Annotated in this window: 25 protein-coding genes; 16 read left to right on the forward strand and 9 right to left on the reverse strand. The window is 73.7% G+C overall.

The window, feature by feature from the left end:
* Nucleotides 1-20: 20 nt before the first annotated feature.
* From ABT299_RS29365 to ABT299_RS29375, 3 genes are read right to left on the reverse strand one after another with little or no spacing between them, the layout of a single operon-like run.
* Nucleotides 21-1,028, reverse strand: a complete 1,008-nt coding sequence (locus tag ABT299_RS29365; protein ID WP_500252678.1) for an aldo/keto reductase — start codon at nucleotides 1,026-1,028, stop codon at nucleotides 21-23.
* Nucleotides 1,021-2,430 carry an acyl-CoA reductase gene (locus ABT299_RS29370; protein WP_500252679.1) on the reverse strand — a complete coding sequence of 470 codons (1,410 nt, stop codon included), beginning with the start codon at nucleotides 2,428-2,430 and terminating at the stop codon, nucleotides 1,021-1,023. The genes ABT299_RS29365 and ABT299_RS29370 overlap by 8 nt, the downstream gene beginning before the upstream one ends.
* Before the next feature lie 10 nt (nucleotides 2,431-2,440).
* A complete protein-coding gene (locus tag ABT299_RS29375) occupies nucleotides 2,441-3,736 on the reverse strand; it encodes a hypothetical protein (RefSeq protein ID WP_500252680.1) in 1,296 nt (431 codons plus the stop codon).
* Between the two features lie 91 nt (nucleotides 3,737-3,827).
* On the opposite strand from ABT299_RS29375, the gene ABT299_RS29380 reads away from it, so the two are divergent.
* Entirely contained in the window at nucleotides 3,828-4,496 is a 669-nt protein-coding gene (locus tag ABT299_RS29380) for a TetR/AcrR family transcriptional regulator (protein WP_500252681.1), read from the forward strand.
* Nucleotides 4,497-4,515: 19 nt separating this feature from the next.
* On the opposite strand, the gene ABT299_RS29385 is transcribed toward ABT299_RS29380, so the two are convergent.
* Nucleotides 4,516-5,259, reverse strand: a complete 744-nt coding sequence (locus tag ABT299_RS29385; RefSeq protein ID WP_500252682.1) for an SDR family NAD(P)-dependent oxidoreductase — start codon at nucleotides 5,257-5,259, stop codon at nucleotides 4,516-4,518.
* Nucleotides 5,256-6,023, reverse strand: coding sequence for an SDR family NAD(P)-dependent oxidoreductase (locus ABT299_RS29390; protein ID WP_500252683.1), 768 nt, complete (start codon nucleotides 6,021-6,023; stop codon nucleotides 5,256-5,258). Before ABT299_RS29390 ends, ABT299_RS29385 begins: the two co-directional genes overlap by 4 nt.
* A gap of 32 nt (nucleotides 6,024-6,055) precedes the next feature.
* Here ABT299_RS29390 and ABT299_RS29395 point away from each other — a divergent pair, with 32 nt between their 5' ends.
* Genes ABT299_RS29395 through meaB form a run of 3 tightly spaced genes read left to right on the forward strand, consistent with a single transcriptional unit; the run spans nucleotide 6,056 to nucleotide 9,588 of the window.
* Nucleotides 6,056-7,543, forward strand: coding sequence for a class I adenylate-forming enzyme family protein (locus ABT299_RS29395; protein WP_500252684.1), 1,488 nt, complete (start codon nucleotides 6,056-6,058; stop codon nucleotides 7,541-7,543).
* Entirely contained in the window at nucleotides 7,536-8,690 is a 1,155-nt protein-coding gene (locus tag ABT299_RS29400) for a thiolase family protein (RefSeq protein WP_500252685.1), read from the forward strand. The genes ABT299_RS29395 and ABT299_RS29400 overlap by 8 nt, the downstream gene beginning before the upstream one ends.
* A 19-nt stretch (nucleotides 8,691-8,709) precedes the next feature.
* Nucleotides 8,710-9,588 carry a methylmalonyl Co-A mutase-associated GTPase MeaB gene (gene meaB, locus ABT299_RS29405; RefSeq protein WP_500252686.1) on the forward strand — a complete coding sequence of 293 codons (879 nt, stop codon included), beginning with the start codon at nucleotides 8,710-8,712 and terminating at the stop codon, nucleotides 9,586-9,588.
* A 7-nt stretch (nucleotides 9,589-9,595) separates the two neighbouring features.
* Here meaB and ABT299_RS29410 read toward each other — a convergent pair whose 3' ends face one another.
* Together ABT299_RS29410 and ABT299_RS29415 are read right to left on the reverse strand one after the other, a co-directional pair.
* Nucleotides 9,596-10,423, reverse strand: a complete 828-nt coding sequence (locus ABT299_RS29410) for an acyl-CoA thioesterase (RefSeq protein ID WP_500252687.1) — start codon at nucleotides 10,421-10,423, stop codon at nucleotides 9,596-9,598.
* A gap of 49 nt (nucleotides 10,424-10,472) precedes the next feature.
* Nucleotides 10,473-11,150, reverse strand: a complete 678-nt coding sequence (locus ABT299_RS29415; RefSeq protein WP_500252688.1) for a TetR/AcrR family transcriptional regulator — start codon at nucleotides 11,148-11,150, stop codon at nucleotides 10,473-10,475.
* Nucleotides 11,151-11,262: 112 nt separating this feature from the next.
* On the opposite strand from ABT299_RS29415, the gene ABT299_RS29420 reads away from it, so the two are divergent.
* Entirely contained in the window at nucleotides 11,263-12,246 is a 984-nt protein-coding gene (locus ABT299_RS29420) for an NADPH:quinone oxidoreductase family protein (RefSeq protein ID WP_500252689.1), read from the forward strand.
* A gap of 49 nt (nucleotides 12,247-12,295) precedes the next feature.
* Here the strand turns inward: ABT299_RS29420 and ABT299_RS29425 are convergent, their stop codons facing one another.
* Nucleotides 12,296-12,862 (reverse strand): carboxymuconolactone decarboxylase family protein, encoded by a 567-nt coding sequence (locus ABT299_RS29425; RefSeq protein WP_500252690.1) that lies wholly within the window; start codon nucleotides 12,860-12,862, stop codon nucleotides 12,296-12,298.
* Between the two features lie 316 nt (nucleotides 12,863-13,178).
* Here ABT299_RS29425 and ABT299_RS29430 point away from each other — a divergent pair, with 316 nt between their 5' ends.
* The 10 genes from ABT299_RS29430 to ABT299_RS29475 all read left to right on the forward strand — a co-directional run bounded on the left by ABT299_RS29430 (nucleotide 13,179) and on the right by ABT299_RS29475 (nucleotide 22,057).
* Nucleotides 13,179-14,558, forward strand: coding sequence for an ABC transporter substrate-binding protein (locus tag ABT299_RS29430; RefSeq protein ID WP_500252691.1), 1,380 nt, complete (start codon nucleotides 13,179-13,181; stop codon nucleotides 14,556-14,558).
* Nucleotides 14,558-16,669, forward strand: coding sequence for a branched-chain amino acid ABC transporter permease (locus tag ABT299_RS29435; RefSeq protein WP_500252692.1), 2,112 nt, complete (start codon nucleotides 14,558-14,560; stop codon nucleotides 16,667-16,669). Before ABT299_RS29430 ends, ABT299_RS29435 begins: the two co-directional genes overlap by 1 nt.
* On the forward strand, nucleotides 16,650-17,360 hold the full coding sequence (locus ABT299_RS29440) for an ABC transporter ATP-binding protein (RefSeq protein ID WP_151541895.1): 711 nt from the start codon (nucleotides 16,650-16,652) through the stop codon (nucleotides 17,358-17,360). The genes ABT299_RS29435 and ABT299_RS29440 overlap by 20 nt, the downstream gene beginning before the upstream one ends.
* On the forward strand, nucleotides 17,357-18,064 hold the full coding sequence (locus ABT299_RS29445; protein ID WP_500252693.1) for an ABC transporter ATP-binding protein: 708 nt from the start codon (nucleotides 17,357-17,359) through the stop codon (nucleotides 18,062-18,064). Before ABT299_RS29440 ends, ABT299_RS29445 begins: the two co-directional genes overlap by 4 nt.
* Nucleotides 18,061-18,483 carry a hypothetical protein gene (locus ABT299_RS29450; RefSeq protein ID WP_500252694.1) on the forward strand — a complete coding sequence of 141 codons (423 nt, stop codon included), beginning with the start codon at nucleotides 18,061-18,063 and terminating at the stop codon, nucleotides 18,481-18,483. Before ABT299_RS29445 ends, ABT299_RS29450 begins: the two co-directional genes overlap by 4 nt.
* Nucleotides 18,480-18,800: a hypothetical protein gene (locus tag ABT299_RS29455; RefSeq protein WP_151541897.1), complete on the forward strand. Its 321-nt coding sequence runs from the start codon at nucleotides 18,480-18,482 to the stop codon at nucleotides 18,798-18,800. The genes ABT299_RS29450 and ABT299_RS29455 overlap by 4 nt, the downstream gene beginning before the upstream one ends.
* 10 nt (nucleotides 18,801-18,810) lie before the next feature.
* On the forward strand, nucleotides 18,811-20,109 hold the full coding sequence (locus ABT299_RS29460; RefSeq protein WP_500252695.1) for an amidohydrolase family protein: 1,299 nt from the start codon (nucleotides 18,811-18,813) through the stop codon (nucleotides 20,107-20,109).
* Complete coding sequence (locus ABT299_RS29465; protein ID WP_500252696.1) at nucleotides 20,106-20,831, forward strand: enoyl-CoA hydratase-related protein; 726 nt, start codon at nucleotides 20,106-20,108, stop codon at nucleotides 20,829-20,831. Before ABT299_RS29460 ends, ABT299_RS29465 begins: the two co-directional genes overlap by 4 nt.
* Before the next feature lie 132 nt (nucleotides 20,832-20,963).
* Entirely contained in the window at nucleotides 20,964-21,575 is a 612-nt protein-coding gene (locus tag ABT299_RS29470; RefSeq protein WP_151541900.1) for a TetR/AcrR family transcriptional regulator, read from the forward strand.
* A gap of 29 nt (nucleotides 21,576-21,604) precedes the next feature.
* Entirely contained in the window at nucleotides 21,605-22,057 is a 453-nt protein-coding gene (locus ABT299_RS29475; RefSeq protein ID WP_500252697.1) for a hypothetical protein, read from the forward strand.
* A 7-nt stretch (nucleotides 22,058-22,064) separates the two neighbouring features.
* On the opposite strand, the gene ABT299_RS29480 is transcribed toward ABT299_RS29475, so the two are convergent.
* Nucleotides 22,065-23,093 (reverse strand): NAD(P)H-dependent amine dehydrogenase family protein, encoded by a 1,029-nt coding sequence (locus tag ABT299_RS29480; RefSeq protein WP_500252698.1) that lies wholly within the window; start codon nucleotides 23,091-23,093, stop codon nucleotides 22,065-22,067.
* 59 nt (nucleotides 23,094-23,152) lie between these two features.
* Between ABT299_RS29480 and ABT299_RS29485 the strand changes: the two genes are divergently transcribed.
* A complete protein-coding gene (locus tag ABT299_RS29485; RefSeq protein ID WP_500252699.1) occupies nucleotides 23,153-24,067 on the forward strand; it encodes an NAD(P)-dependent oxidoreductase in 915 nt (304 codons plus the stop codon).
* The last annotated feature ends 47 nt before the right edge of the window (nucleotides 24,068-24,114 follow it).

Genomic DNA, 24,114 nt, shown 5'->3' on the forward strand with positions numbered 1-24,114 from the left:
CATGGAATCTAGCTTCTCTGTCATAGAGAACGCAATTCTCCATCGGGGATCGCGAGGGTCGGGCACCGCGCGCGGAGGAAGTCGTGCGGGTATCCGAGGTCGACGCGGGTGGCCTCGTCCAGCCGCGCCGCCTGCTCGCCGTCCAGCCGGACGTCCGGCGCGCCGAGGTTGTCGCGGATCTGCGCGGGCCTGCTGGCGCCCAGCACCGGCGTGACGCCCTGCCTCAGCAGCCAGGCGAGCGCGACGCGCGCGGTCGTGGTGCCGATCTCCGCCGCCACGGCCACTGCGGCGTCCACCGCCCGCCGCAGCCCCGGGTACAGCGCCTTCGCCCGGGCGCCCGGCTCCTTGCCTGCGAGGAGGCCGCGCGCGAGCGGGCTCCATCCGCTCACGGCCAGCCCGAGCGACGCCGCCATCGGCAGGAGCTCGCGCTCCACCGTGCGGGCGGCCAGCGAGTACTCCACCTGCAGCGCGCAGAAGGCGCTCCAGCCGCGCAGCTCGGCGATGGCCTGCGACCGGGCGATCACCCACGCGGGCGTGTTGCTGACGCCGATCGCCAGGACCTTGCCCGCCCGGACGAGGTCGTCGAGCCCGCGCAGGGTCTCCTCGGCCGGCGTGCACTGATCCCACGCGTGCACCCACAGCAGGTCGACGTGGTCGGTGCCGAGCCGCCGCAGGCTCGTCTCGACGCTGCGGCGCATGCTCTTGCGGTGGCCGCCGCCGGAGTTTGCGTCGCCGCCGGCCGGCAGCGCGAACTTGGTCGCGACCACCACCGCGTCGCGCTCGGCGGCGATCAGCCGGCCGACGATCGTCTCGCTCTCGCCGCCGGAGTAGACGCCGGCGGTGTCGACGAAGTTCCCGCCCGCCGCCCGGTACGCGGCGTAGATGGCGCGGCACGCGTCCTCGTCGGCACCGGCCGTCCGGCCGCCGGAGCCGAACGTCATGGTGCCGAGGCACAGCTCGCTGACCCGCATGCCGGAACGGCCGAGCAGCCGGTACCGCATGCCCGCCTCCCGTCCGGGCTCAGGCATCGTCGTCGACCACCCAGTGGACCATCCGGTGCAGCGGGTACATCGCGTCGTGCGGGTTGCCGAGGCTGCTCTTGAGCGCGCTGCCGAGCTTCACCACCCGCTGGACGCCGGCGGTGGCGAGCCGGTCGCGCAGCTCGGCCTTCAGGTGCGCCGGGTAGACGCCGACGGTCTGGGTCGCCACGGTCGCGTGCCCGGCGGCGTCGAGCACGTCCATCACCGGCACGACGTTGACCGTCTTGTTCGTCGGGTGGAAGTCGACCGGCTCGGGGGAGCGCACGACGAGGCCCCGGCCGTCGTGGTCGCCCCAGACCCGGTAGTCCGGCTCCAGGAAGCGCAGCCCCTCGACGGCCTCGCGGATGTCGGCGGGCGGCCGCGGGCCGACCGCGGAGCCGAACTCCCGGTCCACCCCCATCCGCTCGCACAGCAGCGCGCAGAAGCGGTCGACCTGGTCGAGGGTGCCCTCGACGAAGATCTGCCGGGGCGCCACGCAGGCGTCCTGGTTGTAGACGGTCGCGTCGGCGGCCGCGAGGTCGGCCGCCTCCCGCAGCCGCTCCTGCGACGCGAATGCCTCCCGGCCGACGACCGCCATCGACACCTTCGGGTCGAACGAGATCAGCTGGAAGCCCGGGGCGACGTACTTCGCGGCGTTGGCGATCGCCTCGCCGCCGCCCCAGGCGACCAGCTTGTCGAAGTACTGCGACCGGTACAGGGCGTTCTCGACCCGCGCGTCGCCGCCCCGCCAGTACACCGCCGACATGGAGCGGAGCACCGGGTGGTCCGGCGCGATGTCGGCCATGGTGCGCAGGACCGCGACCGTCGTGAACGGGTCGCCCGACGGCATCTTGAACACGTTGACCGCCTTGACCAGCGCGGCGTCGGCGACCGACATCATCGCGCCGCTCGGGGAGTTGCCCGCGAGCATGTGCACCAGGCGAGGCGGGAACGCCCGCACCCGGCTGACGTTGCCGGCCGGGTCGGTGTGCTCCACCCAGCCGTCCAGGACGTCCAGGCTCCCGAACGTCCGGCGCAGCCGGTACTCCAGCGCCTCCCTGGTCAGGAACTGGCCGGGACGCCGGTAGGTGTTCTCGACGACGCGCCGCGGCAGCGGGCTGACCCGCAGCGTCATCTCCAGCGACTCCTGCAGGTACGGGTTCGTCTCGAGGACGAACCGCCGCCCCGTCTCCACCAGCAGGTCGATGATCTCCGAGATCGGGACGTCGAAGGCGGGGCCCGGCCGCGTCCGTGGCTCGAACAGCTCGTCCAGCCGCAGCGCGGGCGTGGCGAACGGGACGCCGAAGTCCCGCGACATGTACTCGGCGTCCTCGCCCCAGACCAGGCGGCCCCGGACGAAGTGCGGCACGGGGATCCTCGTCCGCGCGCCGGCCGTGGTGCTCGTGCTCATGACCCGCTCCTCAGGCGTCGATGAAGCCGCGGACGTAGGCGTCGATGGTGCCGGCGCACGTGATCTTGTCGCCGTCCGGCAGGTCGGAGTACCGGGTGATCTCGTCGAACACGGTGGGGCCGGGGCGTCCGCACGGGCAGCCGGTGAGGTCGGCGCGGATCCGGTCGCCGGAGATCGTGCCGCCCCACCGCCCGTCGACGGTCATGTCGAAGAAGGCGGCGCGGCCCTCCACCTGGCCGTCCGAAACCTCCGCGAACGACTCGCCATCGCGGTCCAGCACGAACAGCGTGAGCTGCGGCGGGACGTGGTAGCGGCCCTCCGGGCACTTCGGCATCCGGACGTTCAGCTCCTGCATCGAGTAGTAGTGCAGGAGCCGCTCGGGCGCGACGTTCAGGGTTCGGGAGATGCGCGACAGGTAGTCCGGCGGGAGCGCCAGGCCCTTCAGGCCGCCTCCGGAGCTCAGCGCGTTGTCCCCGGTGAGGTCGCCCTCGGCGAGGCCGCGCTCCGCCAGGGCCTCGCAGAGCCGGAAGGCCAGCGGGAACGTCGTGGTGAAGAACATGCGTTCCGCGCGGTGCGCGATGATCTGCTCCGCGATCCGGTCCAGGCGCTCGGTCACCTCGGCCTGCCGCCGTGCCGCCTCCTCCTCGAAGGCGGCGACCTCGTCGGGCCGCGCGGTGCCGTCCGCCATGGCCCGCCGCATCGCGGTGAGCCGCGCCATGTAGCGGTGGTGGCCCTCCGGCGCGGCCTTCTCGGCGACCGTGATGCCGTCGGGCCGGTGGTACGCGCCGACGACCATGTCGCGGAAGACCCGGTGGGCGGTGACGCTGGTCGGCGGGCCGAGGGGCAGGACGTGCCAGGTGGGCTCGGGCGGCATGCCGAGCGCCGTCAGGCAGTCGACGAAGTTCCGCAGCGAGACGTCGCGGTCCCGCTCGGTCTTGTTGAGGAAGGAGTTCTTGCCGCTCGTGCCGCTGGAGCTGGAAGCGAGATGCCCGGCGGCCTCCAGCCGGGCGATCCAGCCGTCGACGTCCTCGACGCCGGACACGTCCACGTTCTCGACCCGGTACGTGGACAGCGAGTCCAGCCAGCGGTTCATCTGCGCCCACCGGCCCTTGGCGACCAGCGACTCCGGATAGCTCTTGTAGGTGGTGTGCGGGAAGAGCAGCGGGACCATGTCCTCGGGGGACCGGATCGCCGCGATGCCCTCCGCCTCGGCGCGCTGCGCGAGCACGGGGACCTGCTTGCGGCGCTCCTGGAAGCGCGCGTCCAGTTCCTCGACATCGTCCCGCCGACCTGCTGCCACGGGCATGACGCCTCCTCGGCTGTAGGGGTCCGGTGGAAAAAACCATACTGACGAGTCTAGTTTTTGGCCAGACCCCCGTTCTGGCAGACTTCCGTCCATGTCGCCATCGGACGCTTCCGGCGCCCTCCCGCCGAGGACGCGGTCCCGCCGCGGCGGGCGGCCCACGCTGGAGGAGGCGGCGGAACTGGACCGCGCCGTCCGCGACGCCGCGTTGAGCCTGTTCCTGGAGCACGGCTACGAGGGCACGTCGATGGACGCCATCGCGCGTGCCGCCGGCACCACGAAGGCGTCGCTCTACGCCCGGTTCAAAGGCAAGGAGGAGGTCTTCGCCTCCGTCCTGAGGCAGGCCGTCCCCGACCCCGACTGGCCCGGGACCGAGCCCGCCGCCCCGGACCTCGACGACCTGGAGGGCGCGCTGACGACCATCGCGCGCACCGCGCTGCGCCGGGCGCTGGACCCGTCCATGGTCAGGCTGAGCAGGATCGCCATCGCGCACGCGTCACGGTTCCCCGACCTCGCGAGCCGCGCCTACGCGGCCGGTCACTTCCCGCGCAAGCCGCTCCTCGTCGAGCTGCTCCGGCGGCACGCCGCCACCGGCGCGATCGAGGCCGACGAGCCCGAGATCCTGGCCGAGCACTTCATCGCCATGGTCTCGGGCATGCCGGCGCGCCTCGCCTCGTTCGGCATCGAGCGCGACGAGGCCACCTGGGAGCACCACACGCGCGTCGCCGTGCGGCTGTTCCTGCGCGGCCTGCGGCCCGACTGAGCCCGGACGGTCCCCCGGGTCAGGGGAGCGACTCCGAACGCTGGACCGTCCCGGTGATGCCGCCCGCGTCCTGGGCGGCCAGCAGCACCGCCGCCCTCCCCATGGCCTCCGGCGGCTCGACCATCTCGTCCGGGATCTCCGTGCCGCCCCCTCCGGCGATCCAGCCTTCGGTGATGACGACACGGGACGGCGCCAGGCAGTTCACCGCGATGTTGTCGGGCCTGAGGTCGGCGGCCAGGCCGAGGTAGAGGCGTTCGACGGCGGCCTTGGAGACCCAGTACGCGTTCGCGCCGCGGCCGGTCATGCCGACCCCCGACGTCGTCACCGCCACCAGGGAGCCGCCACCGCGCGCCCTGATGTGCGGGATGACGGCCCTGGTCACCAGGAAGACGCCGGTCAGGTTGACGTCGAGGCACCGCTGCCAGCGCTGCAGCGGCGTCGACTCGACCGGGCCGAGCCAGAGGATCCCGGCGTTGGCGATCAGGATGTCGATGCCGCCGAACGCGTCCGCGGTCGCCGCCACGGCCGCCGCGACCGAGTCCTCGCTGGTGACGTCGCAGGGCACGGCGAGGGCGCGGCCGCCCGCCGCGGTGATCCGGCCGGCGACCGAGTGGATCGTGCCGGGCAGCCGCCCCTCGCGTTCGGACCGCGCGGCGACGGCGACCCCGGCGCCCGCCTCCGCGAGCGCCAGCGCCACCGTCCGCCCGATGCCGCGGCTGGCGCCGGCGACGAACGCGACCTTGCCGGTGAGGGGTCCGGTCACTTCGGCGGGAACCGCAGCGCGCCGTCGAGGCGGATGACCTCGCCGTTGAGGTAGTCGTTCTCGCAGATGTGCTGGACGAGCGCGGCGTACTCCGGGGTGCGGCCCATGCGCTTCGGGTGCGGCACCTGCGGCCCCCAGTACGCCTCCAGCTGGTCGCCCGCCTTGCCGTAGGCCGGGGTCAGGAACGTCCCCGGCGCGATGGTGACGACGCGGATGCCGAGTGGCGACAGGTCGCGCGCGGCCACGACGGTCATGCCGACGACCCCGCCCTTGGCTGCGGCGTAGGGGATCTGGCCGATCTGCCCCTCGTAGGCGGCGATGGAGGCGGTGTTGACGATGACGCCGCGGGCGCCGTCCTCGGAGGTGGGCTCCTGCTTCCCGATCGCGGCGGCGGCCAGGCGCATCACGTTGAAGACGCCGGTCAGGTACACCTCGATGGTCGTGCGGAAGCCGGCGAGGTCCAGGGGAGAGCCGTCCTTGCCGACGAGCCGGCCGCCGCTGGCCGGCCCGCCGTGGGCGTCCACGGAGATGCGCAGCGGTCCCGCCGCCTCTGCCTCGGCCAGCGCCGCGAGGACGGAGTCCTCGTCGGTGGCGTCGGTCCGCACGTAGCGGACGCCGAGCTCGTCCTCCAGCGCCTTGCCCTTCTCGTCGGCGAGGTCGGCGACGACCACCTCGGCCCCGGCCGCGCGGAGGCGGCGGACGGTGGCCTCGCCGAGCCCGCCGGCGCCGCCGACGACGATCGCGGAACTGCCCTCGATCTGCATCGCGTTACCCTCTCTTGCAAGTAGGAATCTTGATGAGTGAGAATAGCATTCTCATGAACATCACCATGATCGCGGAGATGGCGGCCTCGGCCGGCGACCGGACGGCGGTGACGGCGGACGGCCGCTCGCTGACCGCCGCCGGCCTGCTGCGCCTCGCCCGGGCGGCCGCCCACCGGTTCCGGCGCCACCCCGCCGTCCTCTACCTGGCGGCGAACCACCTCGCCTACCCGGTCGCGCTGTTCGGCGCCGCCGTCGCGGGCGTGCCCTTCGTCCCCCTCAACTACCGGCTCGGCGAGCAGCAGCTGGACGAGCTGCGGTCCCGGCACCCCGGCGCGCTGGTGCTCCGGCCCGCCGACCTCGACTCCTTCATGGCGGAGACCGAGGCGGCCGCGTCCGAGGACCCGTCCGCCTCCGGCCCGGAGCCGGCGGCCGAGGACGACCCGGACCCCGTCGCGGTCCTGCTCTACACCAGCGGGACGACGGCCGCGCCGAAGTCGGCCGTCCTGCGCCACCGGCACCTGCTCGCCTACGTGCTGAACACCCTGGAGTTCGGTTCCGCTTCGGAGGAGGACGCCGCGCTCGTCGCGGTCCCGCCGTACCACGTCGCGGGCCTGGCGAACCTGCTGTCGAACCTTTACACCGGCCGCCGGGTGGTCTACATGTCGGTCTTCGACGCGGGGGAGTGGCTGGAGACCGTCCGGCGCGAGCGCATCACGAACGCGCTGGTCGTGCCGACGATGCTGGCGCGGATCGTCGCGGAGGTGACGGGCGACGACGCCGGCACGCCGACCCTGCGCAACCTCGCCTACGGCGGCGCGCGGACCCCGCTGCCCGTGCTGGAACGGGCGCTGCGGATCTTCCCGGACACGGGTTTCGTCAACGCCTACGGCCTGACGGAGACGGCGTCCTCCATCGCCGTCCTCGGCCCCGACGACCACCGCGAGGCGCTCGCCGCGACCGACCCGGCGGTCCGCGCGCGCCTCGGGTCGGTCGGCCGCGCGCTGCCCGGCGTCGAGTTCCAGATCCGCTCCGACGACGGCGAGCCCCTGGAGGCGGGCCGGACCGGGCTGGTGTTCGTCCGGGGCGAGCAGATCTCCGGCGAGTACGGGGGGAAGAGCTCCCTCGACGCCGGCGGCTGGTTCGCCACCCGGGACCGCGGACGCCTCGACGCCGACGGCTACCTGTTCATCGAGGGCCGCGCCGACGACACCATCATCCGCGGCGGGGAGAACATCGCCCCGGCCGAGATCGAGGACGTCCTGCTGGCCCATCCCGGGATCGCCGAGGCCGCGGTGCTCGGTGTGCCCGACCCCGAGTGGGGGCAGCGCCTCGTCGCGGTCGTCGTCGGCGAGGGCGAGCCGGAGGAGATCAGGCGCTGGGTCCGGGAGCGGCTGCGGTCCTCCAAGACGCCCGACGACATCGTCTTCCGCGCCGAGCTCCCGAAGACCGACACCGGAAAGCTGCTGCGCCGCGTCCTGCTGGCCGAGATGGACACAACGTTGGAGAACACCCGTGCCTGAAGCCGTCATCACCGCCGCCCTGCGCACCCCCGTGGGCACCGCCTTCAAGGGGACCCTGCGCGACACCACCGCCTACGACCTGGCGCACCACGTGGTCTCCGCCGCCGCCTCGGGGCTCGACCCCGAGCAGGTCGACGACGTGATCCTCGGCGAGGGCCTGTACGGCGGCGGCGTCCTGGCCCGCCACGCCGCGATCACCGCCGGGCTCACCTCCGTCGCCGGGCAGGCCTGCAACCGGCACTGCGCCGCAGGTCAGGCCGCCGTCCAGGACGCCGCCGCGAGCATCCGCGCGGGCATGGACGAGCTCGTCATCGCCGGCGGGGTGAACTCGGCCTCCACGTCGCCGAAGTCCCGCTTCCGGGCCGGCGGCGAGTGGGTCGACCCGTGGAACCCGCCCACCCACCCCGACCGCCCGGACGCCCCGAACCTGGACATGTCCATCACCGTCGGCTGGAACGCGGCCGTCAAGGCGGGCGTGTCCCGCGAGGAGATGGACGCGTGGGCGCTGCGCTCGCACCGCAACGCGGTCCGCGCCATCGACGAGGGCCGGTTCAAGGACGAGATCGTCCCCATCGAGACGCCGCACGGAACGTTCTCCGTCGACGAGCATCCGCGGCGCGACACGTCCATGGAGAAGCTCGCCGCGCTCAAGCCGCTGCACCCGGAGATCGAGGGCTTCAGCATCACCGCCGGGAACGCCTGCGGCAGCAACGACGGCGCGGCCGCGCTCGTGGTCGCCAGCGACGGGCTCGCCGCCCGGCAGGGCCTGCCCGTGCTCGGCACCGTCCGGTCGTGGGCGTCGGTCGGCGTCGACCCCGCCATCACCGGCCTCGCCCCGACGAAGGCGATCCCGAAGGCGCTGGCGCGCGCCGGGCTCAAGCCCGACGACGTCGAGGTGTTCGAGATCAACGAGGCGTTCGCGTCGATGTGCGTCGCGACGGTCGGCATGCTCGGGCTCGACCCGGAACGGGTGAACGTCAACGGCAGCGGCTGCTCGCTCGGCCACCCGGTCGCCGCCACCGGCGCCCGCATGCTGGTCACGCTGGTGCACGAGCTGCGGCGCCGCGGCGGCGGCATCGGCGTCGCCGCGATGTGCGCGGGCGGCGGCATGGGCTCGGCCACGGTCATCGAGGTCCCGGCGCCGTGACCGTGCGAGCGGGAGCGCGGTGAACGTCCCCGAGCTGGTCGCCGAAGCGCGCGGCGGTTCGGTCCGGGCCGCCGGGCGGCTGCTCACCCTGGTCGAGGGCGCGCGCCGCGAGGAGGTCCTCGACGCCCTCGGACCGGCCGCCGCGCGGGTCGTCGGTGTGACGGGACCGCCCGGCGCGGGCAAGTCGACGACGGTCGCCGCCCTCGTCGGCGCTTACCGGGACGGCGGGCGCCGCGTGGCGGTGCTCGCCGTCGACCCGTCCTCGCCGTTCAGCGGCGGCGCGCTGCTCGGCGACCGGATCCGGATGTCCGCGCACGCCGCCGACCCCGGCGTGCTCATCCGCTCGGTGGCGACCCGCGGGCATCTCGGCGGGCTGGCGACGGCCGTGCCCGCGGCGGTCCGGGTGCTGGCCGCGCTCGGCTACGACCCGGTCATCGTGGAGACGGTCGGCGTCGGGCAGTCGGAGATCGAGGTCGCCGCCGTCGCCGACCCCGTCGTGGTCGTGCTCGCCCCCGGCGCGGGCGACGCCGTGCAGGCCGCGAAGGCCGGCCTGCTCGAGGTCGCGGACGTCCTGGTCGTCAACAAGGCCGACCGCGACGGCGTGGAACGGACCGTCCGGGACCTGCGCGCCGAGACCGCCGCCCCGATCCTGACCCTCGTCGCGACGAAGGGGGAGGGGCTGCCCCGGCTCGTCGAGGCGGTCGAGGCGCACGCCCGGGCGGACGATCCGGCCCGCCGGGCGGAGCGCGCCCGCGCCCAGATCCTCTCCCTGGCGCAGAGCCGCCTGCGCGCCCACCCGGCCCTCACGGACCTGGCGGCCGACGTCGCCGCCGGCCGCCGCGACCCGTACGCGGCCGCCCGGGAGCTCGTCGACCTTCCTCCCGGGCGGGTGGGCTGACGGCGGATCAGCTGCGGAAGCGCAGCAGGGCCTCCTGCGCGTAGGAGGCGACCAGGGCGCCGTCCTCGGTGAGGACGTCGCCCCTGCCGAAGCAGCGGCCGTGCGCGAGGAGCGGGCTGTGCTGGCGGAGGAGGAGCCAGCCGCCGGTGCGGAACGGGCGGTGGAACCAGAGCGTGTGCGAGGTGACGGCGGAGGTGAACGCCGTGCCGGCGTCCCGCTGCCCGACGCCCTCGACGGGCCGCAGCGCCGTCCCGATCAGGCTGAGGTCCGTCGCGTAGGCGGCGAGGGCGGGCGCGTGGTCCGGGTCGGTCTCGGGGATCCGCATCCACAGGTCGAGTTCGGGCGGTCCCGAGGCGGCCGAGTCCAGGTCGGCGGACGCGCGGGTCTCCCAGGGGAGCAGGCCGATGTCCACCCGGTGCTCGGGCCCGAGGACCGGCGGCACCTTCGCGACCGTCTGGTGGTCGGGCCCGTCCTCGGCGGCGTGCAGGGACACCGATGCGGTGGCGATGACGCCCGCCTCTTGGAGCGCCTTGACCGTCAGGACCGCGAAGGTGCCGCCCTCGCGGTGGCGCTCCACCTCGTAGCGGACGGGCTCGTCGGTGCGCCCCTCGCGCGGGAACAGCGCGTGCAGCGACTTGACGCCCTTGCCGGGGCAGGCCAGCGCCGCCGCCCTGGCGAACTGGGCGAGGAGCTGGCCGCCGAACAGGCGGTGGTAGCCGAGCCGCTGGTTGCGCCCCTCGAACACGACGGACGCGCCCTCGGCGCCGGCGGGCCGGGCCGGAGGCGGCGCGGTGAGGTCGAGGCACGCCAGGAGATCGCTCCAGAGATCGGGCATGCCCCGACTATAGTGAGGCTCTCTGAATCTGAGAATAGGATTCTCAGAATCAGCCGCGGGAGACCCCCAGGGCGCAGAAGTCCCAGACCTCGCCGGCCTCGAGCGGGTGGGCGTTCTCGTCCTCGGAGACCCCGTTCGACTGGGCGACGAACATCACCGTCTGCATCACCAGGGCGGCGGCCCGCCGCGGCGCGACCTCCGCGCGGAGCTGCCCGGCGGCCTCCGCCTCGGTCATCAGCTCGGTGAACAGGGCCAGCAGCGGGGCGTGCGCGATCTTCACCTCGGCCGGGTGAGAGATCAGCAGCTGCGGGGCGAAGTCGGTGAACAGCGGGCGCTGCGCGGACGGGTCCGGGCGGGAGAGCTCGAACAGCAGCTCGACCGCGACCTTGAGCCGGGCCAGCGGGTCGGCCTGCCCGGCCGCGGCGGCCCGGATCTGGTCGGCCGACCGGCGCAGCGCGTCCTCGAACAGGGCGAGGAGCAGCTCGTGCTTGCCGTCGAAGTGCTGGTAGAAGCTGCGCAGCGACTGCCGCGAGCGGTCCACGACCTCCTGCACGGTGAAGTCGGTGGTGTTCTTCTCCGTGATGATCGCCTGCGCCGCGTCGAGGAAGCGCTCCACCCGCTGCTCGGCGCGGAGCTTGGCGGCCTTGGTGGAGCGCTCGACCGCGCGCTGCTTCCAGGCCGGTTCCTCGGCCGGTGCGCTCGCGGGCGGATCCGTCTTCTGTGCCATGTCAAGAACCTTACTGCACGATTCCGGGACCGTGCCTGCAGTCTCACCGCTCGGACCGCCAAGGTTTGCGAGAGGCTTACTATGAATTTTCGAGAATGCTATTCTCTTCGCCGTGAAAGCCTTGCGCTGCACCGTGCACGGTTCCCTGGACGACCTGGCGGTGCACGAGATCCCCGAGCCGGTCGCCGGCCCCGGCCAGGTCGTCGTCGAGGTGCGGGCCGCCGCGGTGAACTTCGCCGACATCCTCGTCGTCCAGGGCGCCTACCAGGTCGCCGCCCCGGTCCCGTTCACGCCCGGCAGCGAGTTCGCGGGGCGGATCACCGAGGTCGGGCCGGACGTCGAGGGGTTCGCCCCCGGCGACGCCGTGTCCGGCTCGGTGTTCGTGGGCGCCTTCGCCCAGCGCGTGGTGGTGCCCGCGACCAGCCTGACCGCGCTGCCGCCCGGCGCCGACCTGCGCGCCGCGGCGGCGTCCGGCGTCTCCTACGCCACCGCCTACCACGCGCTCACGCTCGTCGCCGAGCTGCGCGCGGGGGAGACGCTGGCCGTTCTGGGTGCCGCCGGCGGCGTCGGCCTGGCCGCCGTCCAGCTGGGACGGCTGCTCGGCGCGCGCGTCATCGCGGTCGCGTCGTCCGAGCGGAAACGTGGCCTGTGCCTGGCGGAGGGCGCCGACATCGCCCTGCCCTACGACGACCTCAAGCGGCGGCTGGCCGACGCGGGCGGCGCCGACGTGGTGCTCGACCCGGTCGGCGGCGACCACGCCGAGCCCGCGCTCCGCGCGCTGCGCTGGGGCGGCCGCTATGTGACGGTCGGGTTCGCCGGCGGCGAGATCCCGCGCATACCGCTCAACCTGGTGATGCTCAAAGGGATCAGCGTGCGCGGCTTCGAGTTCGGCGGCTGGGCCAGGCACGAGCGGGACGCGCTCGTGCGCGGCCGCGCCGAGCTGGCCCGGCTCTTCCTGACCGGCGAGCTGAAGCCGCACATCCACGCCGTGTACCCGCTGGAGGACGCGGCCGGCGCGCTCGCCGCCGTCGCGGGGCGCAGCTCGGCCGGCAAGGTCCTGATCCTCCCCGCGGACCCGGACGCCCCGGACGCTTGAGACGTCCCGGACGCGGGGCGCGGGTGAGCGGGCCACCGGGCGCGGCGGCTCAGCCGCCCCCGCCCGGCCGCTCGAACTCGCTGGGCAGGCCGGGTTCGTCGGGCTCGACGCCGAAGGTGTTGAAGGCGCTCGCGAGCATGCCGTAGGTGCCGACCGTGAACACCAGGTCGATGAGCTGCCGCTCGTCGAGGTGCTCGCCGAGCGCGGCCCAGGTCCCGTCGGAGATGGTGTAGTCGCGTTCGAGCTCGTCGACCGCGCGCAGGACCGCCGCGTCCAGCTCGCCGGCGGCCTCGCCGCGCCCGGCCGCCTCGATCTCCTCCTCCGACAGGCCCACCAGTTCGCCGAGCTTCACGTGCTCGGTCCACTCGTAGACGCAGTCGCGCAGCCGCGCGACCCGCAGGACCGCGAGTTCGCGGAGCCGGGCGGGGAGCGTCGAGCGCATCATCATGTACCCGCTGAAGGGGAGGAACCTCCGCACCAGCCGCGGGTGGCGCACGAGCGTGGCCAGGGCATTCCCCGCGCCGCGCGGGTTGAGGCGGTGCTCGGGCAGCAGGACGGCCAGCGCCGCGCGCTCCTGGTCGCTCCACTGGTCGCCCGGCAGCGGCGGCACGCGCATGGACTCTCCCTCTCATCGGCGAGAATCAAATTCTCGCAGCTTGATCGTAGGTTCGCATGATCGCGAGCCCGCGGTCAACAGCGCCGGGCGGTGCCGCGGGGCGCCGGGGGTCTCCGGCGCTCTCCGGGCGGTGCGGAACCGGGTGGACGGCGGCGTGAGCCCGCCCGACCAGGCTCTGATCATTGGGTTGAGCGAATATGAATCCTTGATTCTCGTCATAGGAGAAGCTAGTTTCCTTGCAGCAAGAGGATGCCAGAGGGTCGGCGCTCACCCACTCCGCCAAGACGCTCGGGGGACATCACCGAGGAGGAAGCCTGTGAAAACGCTGACGCCCGTCGTCGCCCTCGCGGCGGTCGCCCTGCTGGCGGCCGGTTGCGGCCGCAGCGGCGGCGACAAGGAGGAGCCGAGCGGGGCGGGGGCGCCGAAGCAGGCCGTCTCGGCCGACTTCGGCGACCTGAAGGACGTGTGCGGGCCCGGCAGTCCGACGAAGGCGCCCGCACAGGGCGTCACCAAGGATTCGATCGACGTCGGCGTCTTCAGCGACGTCGGGTTCACCAAGAACCCGGAACTGCTCAACTCCGCGAAGGTGTTCACCTCGTGGTGCAACGACCTGGGCGGCATCAAGGGCCGCAAGATCGTCCCCCACATCCGGGACACCAAGATGATGGAGGTCCGGCAGCGGATGCTGGAGTCCTGCAAGCAGGACTTCGCGCTCGCCGGCGGCAGCGCAGCGCTCGACGGCCTCGGTACCAAGGACCGGCTCTCCTGCCTGCTGCCCGACTTCCCGGCCCAGGTCGTCATGGTCCCGAACAGCGGGTCGGACCTGCAGTTCTCCCAGACCGGCGGCGCGTCCTACGCTCGCTACCAGGGCTACTGGGGGTGGCTGATGAAGGAGGCCTACCCCGGGTCCAAGGGATCCGTCGGCATCATCGCGGGCGACTCCCCGGTCACCAAGGTCGGCGCCGCCCAGGCGCAGGAGTCCCTCAAGTCGCTGGGCGGGAACGTCGCCTACAACGACCTCTACCCGGCGCAGGGCGTCTCGGACTGGACCCCCTACGCGCAGTCCATCAAGAGCAAGGGCGTCAAGGGCCTCGTCTTCTACGGCGACTGGACGAGCCTCTCCAAGCTCGAACAGGTCCTCACGAGCATCAACTACAAGCTCGACTGGATCGACGCGAACAACAACGCCTACCTCCCCCAGTTCATCAAGCTGGCGGGCCCGTCCCTGAAGTTCCAGAACAACTACGCCGACCTCAGCGGCCTGCATCCGCTCGAGACCGCGTCGGACAACCCGGCGACCAAGAAGATCCAGGAGCTGTACGCGAAATACGCCTCCGCCTCGGACCTCACGAGCGTCGGAATGCGCAGCTTCTCGGCATGGCTGCTGTTCGCCAAGTCGGCGGCCACCTGCGGGGACGACCTCACGCGCAAGTGCCTCTACGACGCCGCCCGGAAGGAGACCGCGTGGACCGCCGGCGGGCTCCAGGCCCCGCTCGACCTCTCCAAGAGCGACGCGCCGCTGGACTGCTTCAACGCCGAGAAGGCCACCCCGGACGGCTGGAAGCCCGCCGACTTCAAGCCCAACAACGGCCCCTACCGCTGCGGCGAGGCCAAGTACAAGTACAAGTACACCGGCACCTACGGTAAGCCGATGACGCTCGCCGATGTCGGCAAGAGCATGAACGACCTGAAGTAATGGAGCAGTTCCTCGCCTTCGGGATCGTCGGGCTGAGCACCGCCGCCATCTACGCGGTCATCAGCAGCGGCCTCGTGCTCACGTACGTCACGACCGGCGTGTTCAACTTCGCCCACGGCGCCGCGGGGATGCTGGCCGCGTTCTGCTACTGGCAGCTCACCGTCGGCTGGGGGTGGCCCGTCCCGCTCGCCCTGGCCGTGGTGCTGCTCGTGCTCGCCCCCGGCTTCGGGCTGCTGGTCGAACGGGTCCTGCTGCGGCCCGTCCAGCACCTGGGCGAGGCGGAGCGGATGGTGATGATGGTCGCGCTGCTGAGCGGCCTCATCGCCGGCGCCCGGTGGATCTGGGACCCGAACGTGGCGCGCCCGCTGCCGACGTTCTTCGCCGGCCGGACGCCGTTCCGCGCGGGCCCGGTCACGGTCACCTGGCACCAGGCGATCACCATGGTCGTCGCGGTGGCGGTCGCGGCGGGCCTGCGGGTGCTGCTGAACCGGACCCGCACCGGCGCCGAGATGCGCGCCACCGTGGACGACCGGGCCCTGGCCGGGCTCACGGGCGCCGACCCGCTGCGCGCGAACCGGGTGGCCTGGGTCCTCGGCACGCAGCTCGCCGCGGTCGGCGGCATCCTCATCGCGCCGTCGGTCGCGCTGGACGCCCAGCAGCTCTCGCTGCTGATCGTCAGCGCCTACACCGCGGCGATCTTCGGGCGGCTGCGGAGCCTGCCGCTGACCTTCCTCGGCGCGGTCGTCGTCGGCTGCATGGAGAGCTACCTGACCGGCTACCTGCCGCAGAACGACTACCTGCCCGGGCTGCGGCTGGCCGCGCCCGCGCTGCTGCTGTTCGCCGCGCTGCTGCTGTTCCCGCACCGCCGGCTGCGCGGCCGGGACCGGCGGCTCGCGCCGGTGCCGCTGCCGTCGATGCGCGGGGCGCTGGTGTTCGCCGCGTCGGTCGTCGTGGTCGGCGTGGCCATGGCGACCGTGCTGCAGGGCAAGGACCTCATCACCCTCGGGCCGCTGCTGCCGCTCGGCATGGTGGCGCTGTCGTACGTGCCGCTGGCGGGGTACGCGGGGCAGATCTCGCTGTGCCAGCTCAGCATGGCGGGGATCGGCGCGGTCGTCTGGGCGCACCTCGGCGCGGACGGGCAGCCGTGGGCGCTGCTCGTCGCCGTGCTGGTCGCGGCGCTGGCCGGCGCGGTGATCGCGCTGCCCGCGCTGCGCCTGTCCGGGGTGTACCTGGCGCTCGGCACGGCGGCCTTCACGGTCGTCCTCGACCGGTGGATCTTCACCCTGCCGTCCTTCGACGTGCTGGGGGTGCGGATCTCGCTGTTCGAGCAGGGATCGCTGGAGGTGTCCGGCCCGTCGCTGTTCGGCCTCCGGCTGGACGGCGAGCGCGGGCTGATGGTGTTCTCCGCGGTCTGCCTCGCCCTGGTCTCGCTCGGCGTGGCGGCGCTGCGCCGCGGCCGGTTCGGGCGGCGGCTGATCGCACTGCGCGACAGCGAGGCCGCCTACGCCACCCTGGGCGGCAACCTGCTGGTCGCCCGGGTGGCGGTGTTCGCGCTGGCGGCCGGGATCGCCGGGCTCGGCGGCGCGCTCTACGGCATGCAGCTGCGCACGATCACGGCCGACCAGTTCGGCCTCGTGGCGGGGCTGCCGATCTTCCTGATCGCGGTGATCGGCGGTCTCGGCTGCGTCGGCAACGGGCTGTTCGCGGGGACAGCGTACATCGGGCCGAACATCCTGCTCGGCCTGGCGTCCTGGACCCAGAACCTCGTCGCGATCCTGCCCGCGCTCGCCGGCATGGGCCTCGGGCAGAGCCCCGACGGCATCGTCGTCCGGCTCCGGCGCGAATGGGAGCCGGTCGCGCGGGACCGGCTCGTCCTGCCTGCCCTGCTCGCCGCCGTCGCGCTGGCGTGGGCGCTGCGGATCGCGGACGCGGTCAACGGGTGGGTCCTGCTCGTGGGGCTGGTGGCCGTGGCGTCGGCGCTGCGCGCCTGGGCGGCGGCGCGGCGGAACGCGCCGGCCGAGCCGGAGGTCCCGGTCGAGTGGTGGGGCGTGCGGCGCCCCTGGCGCGCCGAGGACGGGGAGGTGCTGGCCCGTGGCATCGCTCGAGGTTGAGGGCGTGACGGTCGCCTACGGCGGGAACCGCGCGCTGGACGGCGTCGGCATCGCCGCCGAACGGGGCCGCGTCACCGGCCTGATCGGGCCGAACGGCGCGGGCAAGAGCACCCTGTTCGACGTGGTGTCCGGGCTGCGCCGGCCCTCGTCGGGACGCGTCCTGCTCGACGGCCGGGACGTCACCCGGATGGGCCCCGCGCGGCGCGCCCGGCGCGGGCTCGCGCGGACGTTCCAGCGGCTGGAGCTGTTCGGCCGGCTCAGCGTCCGCGACAACCTGCTGGTCGCCGCGGAGCTGGGGCCCGAGCGGCGCCGCGCCGCCCGCGCGGTCGACGAGGTCGTCGACCGGCTCGGGCTGGCCGGGGTCGCCGACCAGCCGGCCGACGCGTTGCCCACCGGCGTCGCCCGCCTGGTCGAGGTGGGGCGCGCGCTGGCCGTACGGCCCGCGCTGCTGCTGCTGGACGAGCCCGCGGCCGGGCAGGACGCCGCCGAGACCGAGCGGTTCGCGGCGCTGCTGCGCTCGCTCGCCCGGGACGGGACCGCCGTCGTCCTGGTGGAGCACGACATGGGGCTGGTCATGAGCGTGTGCGACGAGGTGCACGTGCTCGACCTCGGGAAGGTCATCGCGGCCGGGCCGCCCGAGGTGATCCGCAACGACGAGACCGTCCTGGCCGCCTACCTGGGGGAACCATGAGCGCCCTGTTCGAGCTGCGGGACGTGCGCGCCGCCCACGGGCGGATCACCGTGCTGCACGGGGTCGGCCTGCGCGTGGCCGCGGGGGAGGTGGTGGCGCTGCTCGGCCCGAACGGGGCCGGCAAGACCACCACGCTCCGCGTCGCGGCGGGCGTCCACCCGGCCGAGTCGGGGCGGCTGCTGCTCGGCGGCCGGGACGTGACCGGGGCCCGCCCGCGCGACCTGGCCCGCGCCGGGGTCTGCCTGATCCCCGAGGGGCGGGGCGTGTTCCCCAACCTGTCGGTGCGCGACAACCTGCTGATGATGACCTTCACGGGCCGCACCCGCGCGGAGATCGAGGAGGTCGCGTTCACGCGGTTCCCCGTCCTCGCCAAGCGCGCCTCGCAGACCGCCGGGACCCTGTCCGGCGGCGAGCAGCAGATGCTCGCCCTCGCCCGCGGCCTCGCCACCGACCCCGCCGTGCTGCTGCTGGACGAGCTGTCCATGGGGCTGGCGCCGCTGGTCGTCGGCCGGCTGTACGAGCAGGTCGCCGAGATCGCCCGGCAGGGGGTGGCCGTGCTGGTCGTCGAGCAGTTCGCCTCCGCCGTGTTCGGGATCGCCGACCACGCGGCCGTGCTGGTGCGCGGCCGGATCGAACGGCGGGGCCGCCCCGACGACGGGCTGCGCGCCGAACTTTCCACCCTCTATCTGGGGAGTCCCACATGAGCCCGACCGAGACGACGTCGACCGAGCCGAGCCGCGAGGAGGAACGGCCCGGCGCGAACGCGGACGCGCCCGCCGCGCGGACGCGCGCGGACCGCTTCGCCCAGGAGCTGGCGGAGCTGAAGATCCCCGACCCGGCCGCCGGGCGGGCCTCGCTGTGGCTCCGCCTCGGCGCGCTGCTGATGGTCGCCGGCGCGGCGCTCGCCGTGGCGGCCTACGCGCTCTCGCACGGCACCCGCGACCCGCTCGTGCAGCGGGACGCCATCACGCTCGGCCTCGGCGGGGTCACCGCCGCCGTCGCCGGGTCCGCGCTGTTCCTGCGCTACTCGCTGACCGGCTTCCTGCGGTTCTGGATGGCCCGGCAGTCCTACGACATCGCCCAGCTCGCCGACCGCCTGCTCGAAAGGGACGCCCGCAAATGAACGCACCGGCACCGCGCACCGGTGACCAGCTCGCCAGCACCGTCTGCGACACGCGCGTGATCGTCGTGCGCGCCCCCGCCGGGGGCGCGCCGGAGATCGCCTGCGGCGGGAGCCCGATGGTGCCCGCCTCCTCCCAGGGGGACGCCGCGCCCGCGAAGCCCGGGGGAGGCGAGGCGGCGACGCTCATCGGCAAGCGCTACGTGGACGCGGCCGGGACCCTCGAACTGCTGTGCACCCGCTCCGGAACGGGCGAGCTCACCTGCGGGGGCGTCCCGATGACCCTCAAGACGGCCAAGCCCCTGCCCGCCTCCGACTGAAGGGAACGCCATGAAGCGCGACGACATGATCCTCATCAGCGTCGACGACCACATCATCGAACCGCCCGACATGTTCGTGAACCACCTGCCGAAGAAGTACCAGGACGACGCGCCCCGGCTCGTCCACCGCGAGGACGGCAGCGACGTCTGGAAGTTCCGCGACACCGTCATCCCGAACGCCGCGCTCAACGCCGTCGCCGGGCGGCCGAAGGAGGAGTACGGCCTCGAACCGCAGGGCCTGGACGAGATCCGGCCCGGCTGTTACGACGTGAACGAGCGGGTCAAGGACATGAACGCGGGCGGGATCCTGGCGTCGATGAACTTCCCGTCCTTCCCCGGGTTCGCGGCGCGGTTGTTCGCCACCGAGGACTCCGACTTCTCCCTCGCCCTGGTGCGGGCGTACAACGACTGGCACATCGATGAGTGGTGCGGGGCGCACCCGGGCCGGTTCATCCCGATGGCGCTGCCGGTGATCTGGGACCCGCAGCTGTGCGCCGACGAGGTCCGCCGGGTGGCGGCCAAGGGCTGCCATTCGCTGACCTTCAGCGAGAACCCGGCCGCGATGGGCTACCCCAGCTTCCACAGCGACCACTGGGACCCGCTGTGGCAGGCCCTGGTGGACACCGGCACGATCCTGAACGTGCACATCGGCTCCTCGGGCCGTCTGTCGATCCCCGCGGTCGACTCCCCGCCGGACGTGATGATCACGCTGCAGCCGATGAACATCGTGCAGGCCGCCGCCGACCTGCTGTGGTCCCGCGTCATCAAGCAGTACCCCGACATCAAGATCGCGTTGTCGGAGGGCGGCACCGGCTGGATCCCCTACTTCATGGAGCGGGTCGACCGGACGTTCGAGATGCACGCCACCTGGACGCTGCAGGACTTCGGCGGCAAGCTGCCCAGCGAGGTGTTCCGCGAGCACTTCCTGACCTGCTTCATCAGCGACCCGCTCGGGGTGCGGCTGCGGCACGACATCGGCATCGACAACATCTGCTGGGAGGCCGACTACCCGCACAGCGACTCGATGTGGCCCGGCGCCCCCGAAGAACTCCACGACGTGCTGGAGCGCTGCGACGTGCCCGACGACGACATCAACAAGATGACCCACCAGAACGCGATGCGCTGGTACCACTTCGACCCCTTCACCCACGTCCCGCGCGAGCAGGCCACCGTCGGCGCGCTGCGCAAGGCCGCCGAAGGCCACGACATCTCCATCCAGTCGCGCAGCACCCGGCTGATCGCGCCGGAGGAGAAGCTGGAGGCCTACCGGTCCCGGGCGCGCGCGGCGACGGCGGCGGCGGCGGAATGAGCGATCTCGTCCTGACCGAGCGCGACGGCGGCGTCCTGGTGGTGACGCTGAACCGGCCGGAGGTCCGCAACGCCCTCAACCCCGCGCTGATGGACGAGCTGTCGGCGGTGCTGCGCGCCGCCGACGCCGACCGGGACGTCCGGGCGATCGTCCTGACGGGCGCGGGGCCGGTCTTCTGCGCCGGCCTCGACCTGAAGGCCTTCACGGCGGGCGGCGACTTCACCGGCCTGGTCTGGTTCTTCCGCGAGGGCGTCGCCACCCCGGTCGTCGCGGCGCTGAACGGCCCCGCGCTCGCCGGCGGCTTCGAGCTGCTGCTGGCCTGCGACCTCGTCGTCGCCGCCGAGGAGGCCGAGCTCGGGCTCGCCGAGGTGAAGCGGGGCCTGTTCGCGGCGGGCGGCGGGACGACCCTGTCCGGCCGGGTGCCGATGGCCGTCGCCCTGGAGATGGGCCTGACCGGCGACCCGGTCACCGCCGCCCGTGCCCGGGAGATCGGGCTGGTGAACCGGGTCGTCCCGGCGGACCGGGTGCGGGCGGAGGCGCTGGCGCTGGCCGCCCGGATCGCCGCGAACGGCCCGCTCGGGGTCGCCATGACCAAGCGGCTGATGCGCGAGCGCCGGTGGGCCGACCCCGAGGAGGTCGGGAAGGTCTTCGGCAGCGCCGACGCGGCGGAGGGCGCCCGCGCGTTCGCCGAGCGCAGGCCCCCGGTCTGGACGGGCGAGTAGCCCGCCCGGCGGGGCGGGAGAGCAAGGGGCGGGAGACGGCGCGGCGGGCTCGCAGGTTACCGATGAGTGACCCTTGTCACACGCGGTCAACCAACCTAATGTACCTTCAGTAGGTTTTGCGGAGGGGGTCCGGTGACCGATCAGCGGCCGTACGCCGCGCTCCTCGCCAAGGGCGAGGACCGCAGGCAGCTCATCCTGGCGGTGGCGCAGCGGCTGCTGCGCACCTACGGGTGGCGCGGCATCACGCTCGGCCAGATCGCCCGGGAGGCCGGGGTCAGCCCCGCGGGCCTGCTGCACCACTTCGAGTCCAAGGAGCACCTGCTGAACGCGGCGCTCGACGTCCGGGACGCCCACGACGACGCCAGGGCCGACCGGACGTCGGACGACATCGTCGCGCAGTTGCGCCAGGTCCCCCGGCGCTTCGAGGAGACCCCGGACCTGATCGGCATGTTCGCGGTCCTCCAGATGGAGAACCTGGACCCCGCCGCCCCGCTGCACGACCGGTTCCTCGGCCGGCACCGGGCCGCGGTGGAGACCATCGCCGAGACCATCAGGCGAGGCCAGCGCTCCGGCCGGTACCGCACCGACCTGGATCCGGCCGTCAAGGCCGTGGAGATCGCCGCCTTTCTCAACGGGATAGAGGCATCATGGCTGCTCGACCCTTCGATTCCGCTGACCGAGGTCTTCAGGGAGTACACCGACTCGCTCGCCCGGCAGCTCGCTGCGCCCCCCGGCTCCCCCTGAGAAGCCGCCTCCTCGTCGTCGCGCCGAGCATGGCCGACGCGGTCCGCTGCGCGGGCGGCTGGCTGTTCGACCGCGTCGCGGCCGGGTGGGACGTCACCGTCCTCACCGCCGACCACGCCGACCCCCGCCCGCTGCGCATCCTCGGCGCCCGCCCCGCCGACCTGCACTGCGCCCTCTCCTCGCCCGTCCGGGGCCCGCGCCCGCGGGCCATCGCGGTCTGCGGCGGCCTGTACGGATCGGACCCGCGGGTCCGGCGGATGGTGACGAGGGCCCGGGACGAGACGGTGGAGATCACGCTCTGGGACGGCACCGGTCCCGTGGAGGAGACGGCGGGCCCCACGGGCGAGGGGGAGTGGCTGCCGCACCGGCTCAGCGTCGCCGCGCGCGCCTTCAAGGCCCAGGCGATGGCGGCCGCGGCCGTCCCCCCCGACGCGGCGGGGACGACCGAGTTCTTCCGCCGGGACGAGCCGGTCGGCGCGTGAGGCCGGATCAGCCGAGGACGGCGAGGATGTGCGGCAGGTCGACCGTCGTGCGGATCCCCGGCGCCGCCGCGCAGACGGCCGGCACCGCGTTCACGGCCCGGTTGGCGGTGTAGGCGGGGGACACGGCCGCCATCCGCTCGATGGGCACGGGGAACCGCATGTCGATGTCGAGCGGGGCGTCGCCGTCGACCGCGACGTGCCAGCCCGTCGTGCGGACGTCCCAGGCCGGGTCCAGCTCGGTGGTGCAGTACCAGACGGCGCGGAAGCGCAGCACCGCCCGGCCGCCGCGGATGCCGGAGACCGTGATCCGCTGCGCGGCGACCGTGCCCGCCTCCAGCTCGCCGGCGGCGATGCGGATGGTGCGCCGGGCGGTGGCGACCTCCCCGGCCGCCTCCAGCGCATCGAGGGGCATCGACAGCGCGTCGGCGACCAGCCGCAGTGAAGGGCCGAAGCTGACCCGTCCATGGGACAGCCGCCGCTCGTCGAACGCCGCGGGCGGCTTGCCGAAGCCCATCACGTCGAACAGCAGGCCGGGCGAGTCGCGCCGGGAGAGGTCCGCGTACTCGCTGATCGTCAGGCCGTCGAGGCGCCGCTGGATGGACGCGAGCGTCAGCGGGACGGCCTCGCTGATGAAGCCGGGGCTGCTCCCGGTGCTGTGGATCGAGGTGCCGCCGCGCTCGCAGGCGGCCTCCACCCGCTCGCGGACCTCGGGCGGGACGCTGCCGGGGTGGTGGAACTCGCCGCGCGTGGTGACGACGTTGGCGCCCGATTCCAGCAGCCGGCACACCTCGCCGACGTCGAGGGAGCGCGGCATGTAGAGCACGCAGTCGGCGCCGAGCGCCGCGATCTCGGCGGCGTCGTGCGTGGCGGCGACTCCGGTGGGGGCGAGGCCGCACAGCTCGCCGGCGTCCTTCCCGGCCTTGTCCGGCGAGTGGACGTACACGCCCGCCAGGTCCAGGTCCGGGTGCTCGATGACGCCGCGGAGGGCGCGGGTGCCGATGTTCCCGGTGGCCCACTGGACCACGCGGTGCTTCACGAGGACCGCCGGCCGAGGGGTGGGATGCCCATGCGAGACTCCTATTCTCTGTTTGGAGAATGCTAATCTCTCAACTGGAGACGGTCAATGTCGCCGACGGCCGGCCGCGGCGCTCGGCGGGGCCGGGGAGCGGCGAGGAGGCAGGCATGCGCATCGGGTTCGTCGGCGCGGGGCGGATGGGACGCCCAATGGTGGAACGGCTCGTCGGCGCGGGCCACGAGGTCCGGGTGCTGGGACGCTCGGCCGGCGCGCGCACCGCGCTCGAAGCAGCGGGGGCGCGGGCCGTCGCCGGCGCCGCCGACGCCGCGGAGGGAGCGGACGCCGTGATCGTGTGCGTCTTCGACGACGGCCAGGTCCGGGACGTCTGCCTCCGCGGTGACCTGCTCGCTCGGATGCCGGAAGGGTCCGTCGCCGTCCTGCACACCACCGGCAGCCCCGGGACGGCCAGGGCCGTCGCCGAGCGTGCCGCGCCCGGCGGCGTCGGGGTCGTCGACTGCCCGGTCAGCGGCGGCCCGCACGACATCGCGGCCGGCCGGCTGACGCTGTTCGCGGGCGGGGCAGCCGGCGACGTGGCGAAGGCGCGGCCGGCGCTGCGCGCCTACGGGGACCCGGTCGTCCATGCCGGGCCGCTGGGTGCCGGGCAGAGCGTGAAGCTGGTGAACAACGCCCTGTTCGCCGCGCAGATCGGGCTGATCGCCGAGGCCGTCCGGCTCGGCGGCCGGCTGGGGCTGGACGAGGCCGCGCTCCTCGGCGCGCTGCCGCATGCGAGCAGCGCGAGCCGGGCGCTGGCGGGGGTCGCGGGCAGGGGCTCCGTCGCGGCGTTCGCGCGGGCGGTGAGCGGGTTCCTCGCCAAGGACGTCGACGTCGTGCGGTCGGTCGCGGCCGAGCTCGGCGGCGACCTCGGCGCCCTGGACGGCGCCATCGGCGCGCTGGACGCCGTGCTGGACGGCGTGCTGGAGACCGGCGGCCCCTGACACGGCCGCCGGAACGGCGATCGGGCCGGGCGTCCCGTGCGGGCCGC

The sequence above is a fragment of the Spirillospora sp. NPDC000708 genome (genome assembly GCF_040299565.1).
In the GTDB taxonomy this organism is placed as follows: Bacteria; Actinomycetota; Actinomycetes; order Streptosporangiales; family Streptosporangiaceae; genus Spirillospora.

What these genes read in the sequence shown, in the direction of transcription:
- ABT299_RS29365 (WP_500252678.1), bottom strand. Translation starts at nt 1,028, where the DNA reads ATGCCTGAGCCCGGACGGGAGGCGGGCATGCGGTACCGGCTGCTCGGC.
- ABT299_RS29370 (WP_500252679.1), bottom strand. Translation starts at nt 2,430, where the DNA reads ATGAGCACGAGCACCACGGCCGGCGCGCGGACGAGGATCCCCGTGCCG.
- ABT299_RS29375 (WP_500252680.1), bottom strand. Translation starts at nt 3,736, where the DNA reads ATGCCCGTGGCAGCAGGTCGGCGGGACGATGTCGAGGAACTGGACGCG.
- ABT299_RS29380 (WP_500252681.1), top strand. Translation starts at nt 3,828, where the DNA reads ATGTCGCCATCGGACGCTTCCGGCGCCCTCCCGCCGAGGACGCGGTCC.
- ABT299_RS29390 (WP_500252683.1), bottom strand. Translation starts at nt 6,023, where the DNA reads ATGCAGATCGAGGGCAGTTCCGCGATCGTCGTCGGCGGCGCCGGCGGG.
- ABT299_RS29395 (WP_500252684.1), top strand. Translation starts at nt 6,056, where the DNA reads ATGAGTGAGAATAGCATTCTCATGAACATCACCATGATCGCGGAGATG.
- ABT299_RS29410 (WP_500252687.1), bottom strand. Translation starts at nt 10,423, where the DNA reads ATGCCCGATCTCTGGAGCGATCTCCTGGCGTGCCTCGACCTCACCGCG.
- ABT299_RS29415 (WP_500252688.1), bottom strand. Translation starts at nt 11,150, where the DNA reads ATGGCACAGAAGACGGATCCGCCCGCGAGCGCACCGGCCGAGGAACCG.
- ABT299_RS29425 (WP_500252690.1), bottom strand. Translation starts at nt 12,862, where the DNA reads ATGCGCGTGCCGCCGCTGCCGGGCGACCAGTGGAGCGACCAGGAGCGC.
- ABT299_RS29435 (WP_500252692.1), top strand. Translation starts at nt 14,558, where the DNA reads ATGGAGCAGTTCCTCGCCTTCGGGATCGTCGGGCTGAGCACCGCCGCC.
- ABT299_RS29445 (WP_500252693.1), top strand. Translation starts at nt 17,357, where the DNA reads ATGAGCGCCCTGTTCGAGCTGCGGGACGTGCGCGCCGCCCACGGGCGG.
- ABT299_RS29450 (WP_500252694.1), top strand. Translation starts at nt 18,061, where the DNA reads ATGAGCCCGACCGAGACGACGTCGACCGAGCCGAGCCGCGAGGAGGAA.
- ABT299_RS29455 (WP_151541897.1), top strand. Translation starts at nt 18,480, where the DNA reads ATGAACGCACCGGCACCGCGCACCGGTGACCAGCTCGCCAGCACCGTC.
- ABT299_RS29460 (WP_500252695.1), top strand. Translation starts at nt 18,811, where the DNA reads ATGAAGCGCGACGACATGATCCTCATCAGCGTCGACGACCACATCATC.
- ABT299_RS29465 (WP_500252696.1), top strand. Translation starts at nt 20,106, where the DNA reads ATGAGCGATCTCGTCCTGACCGAGCGCGACGGCGGCGTCCTGGTGGTG.
- ABT299_RS29475 (WP_500252697.1), top strand. Translation starts at nt 21,605, where the DNA reads ATGGCCGACGCGGTCCGCTGCGCGGGCGGCTGGCTGTTCGACCGCGTC.
- ABT299_RS29485 (WP_500252699.1), top strand. Translation starts at nt 23,153, where the DNA reads ATGCTAATCTCTCAACTGGAGACGGTCAATGTCGCCGACGGCCGGCCG.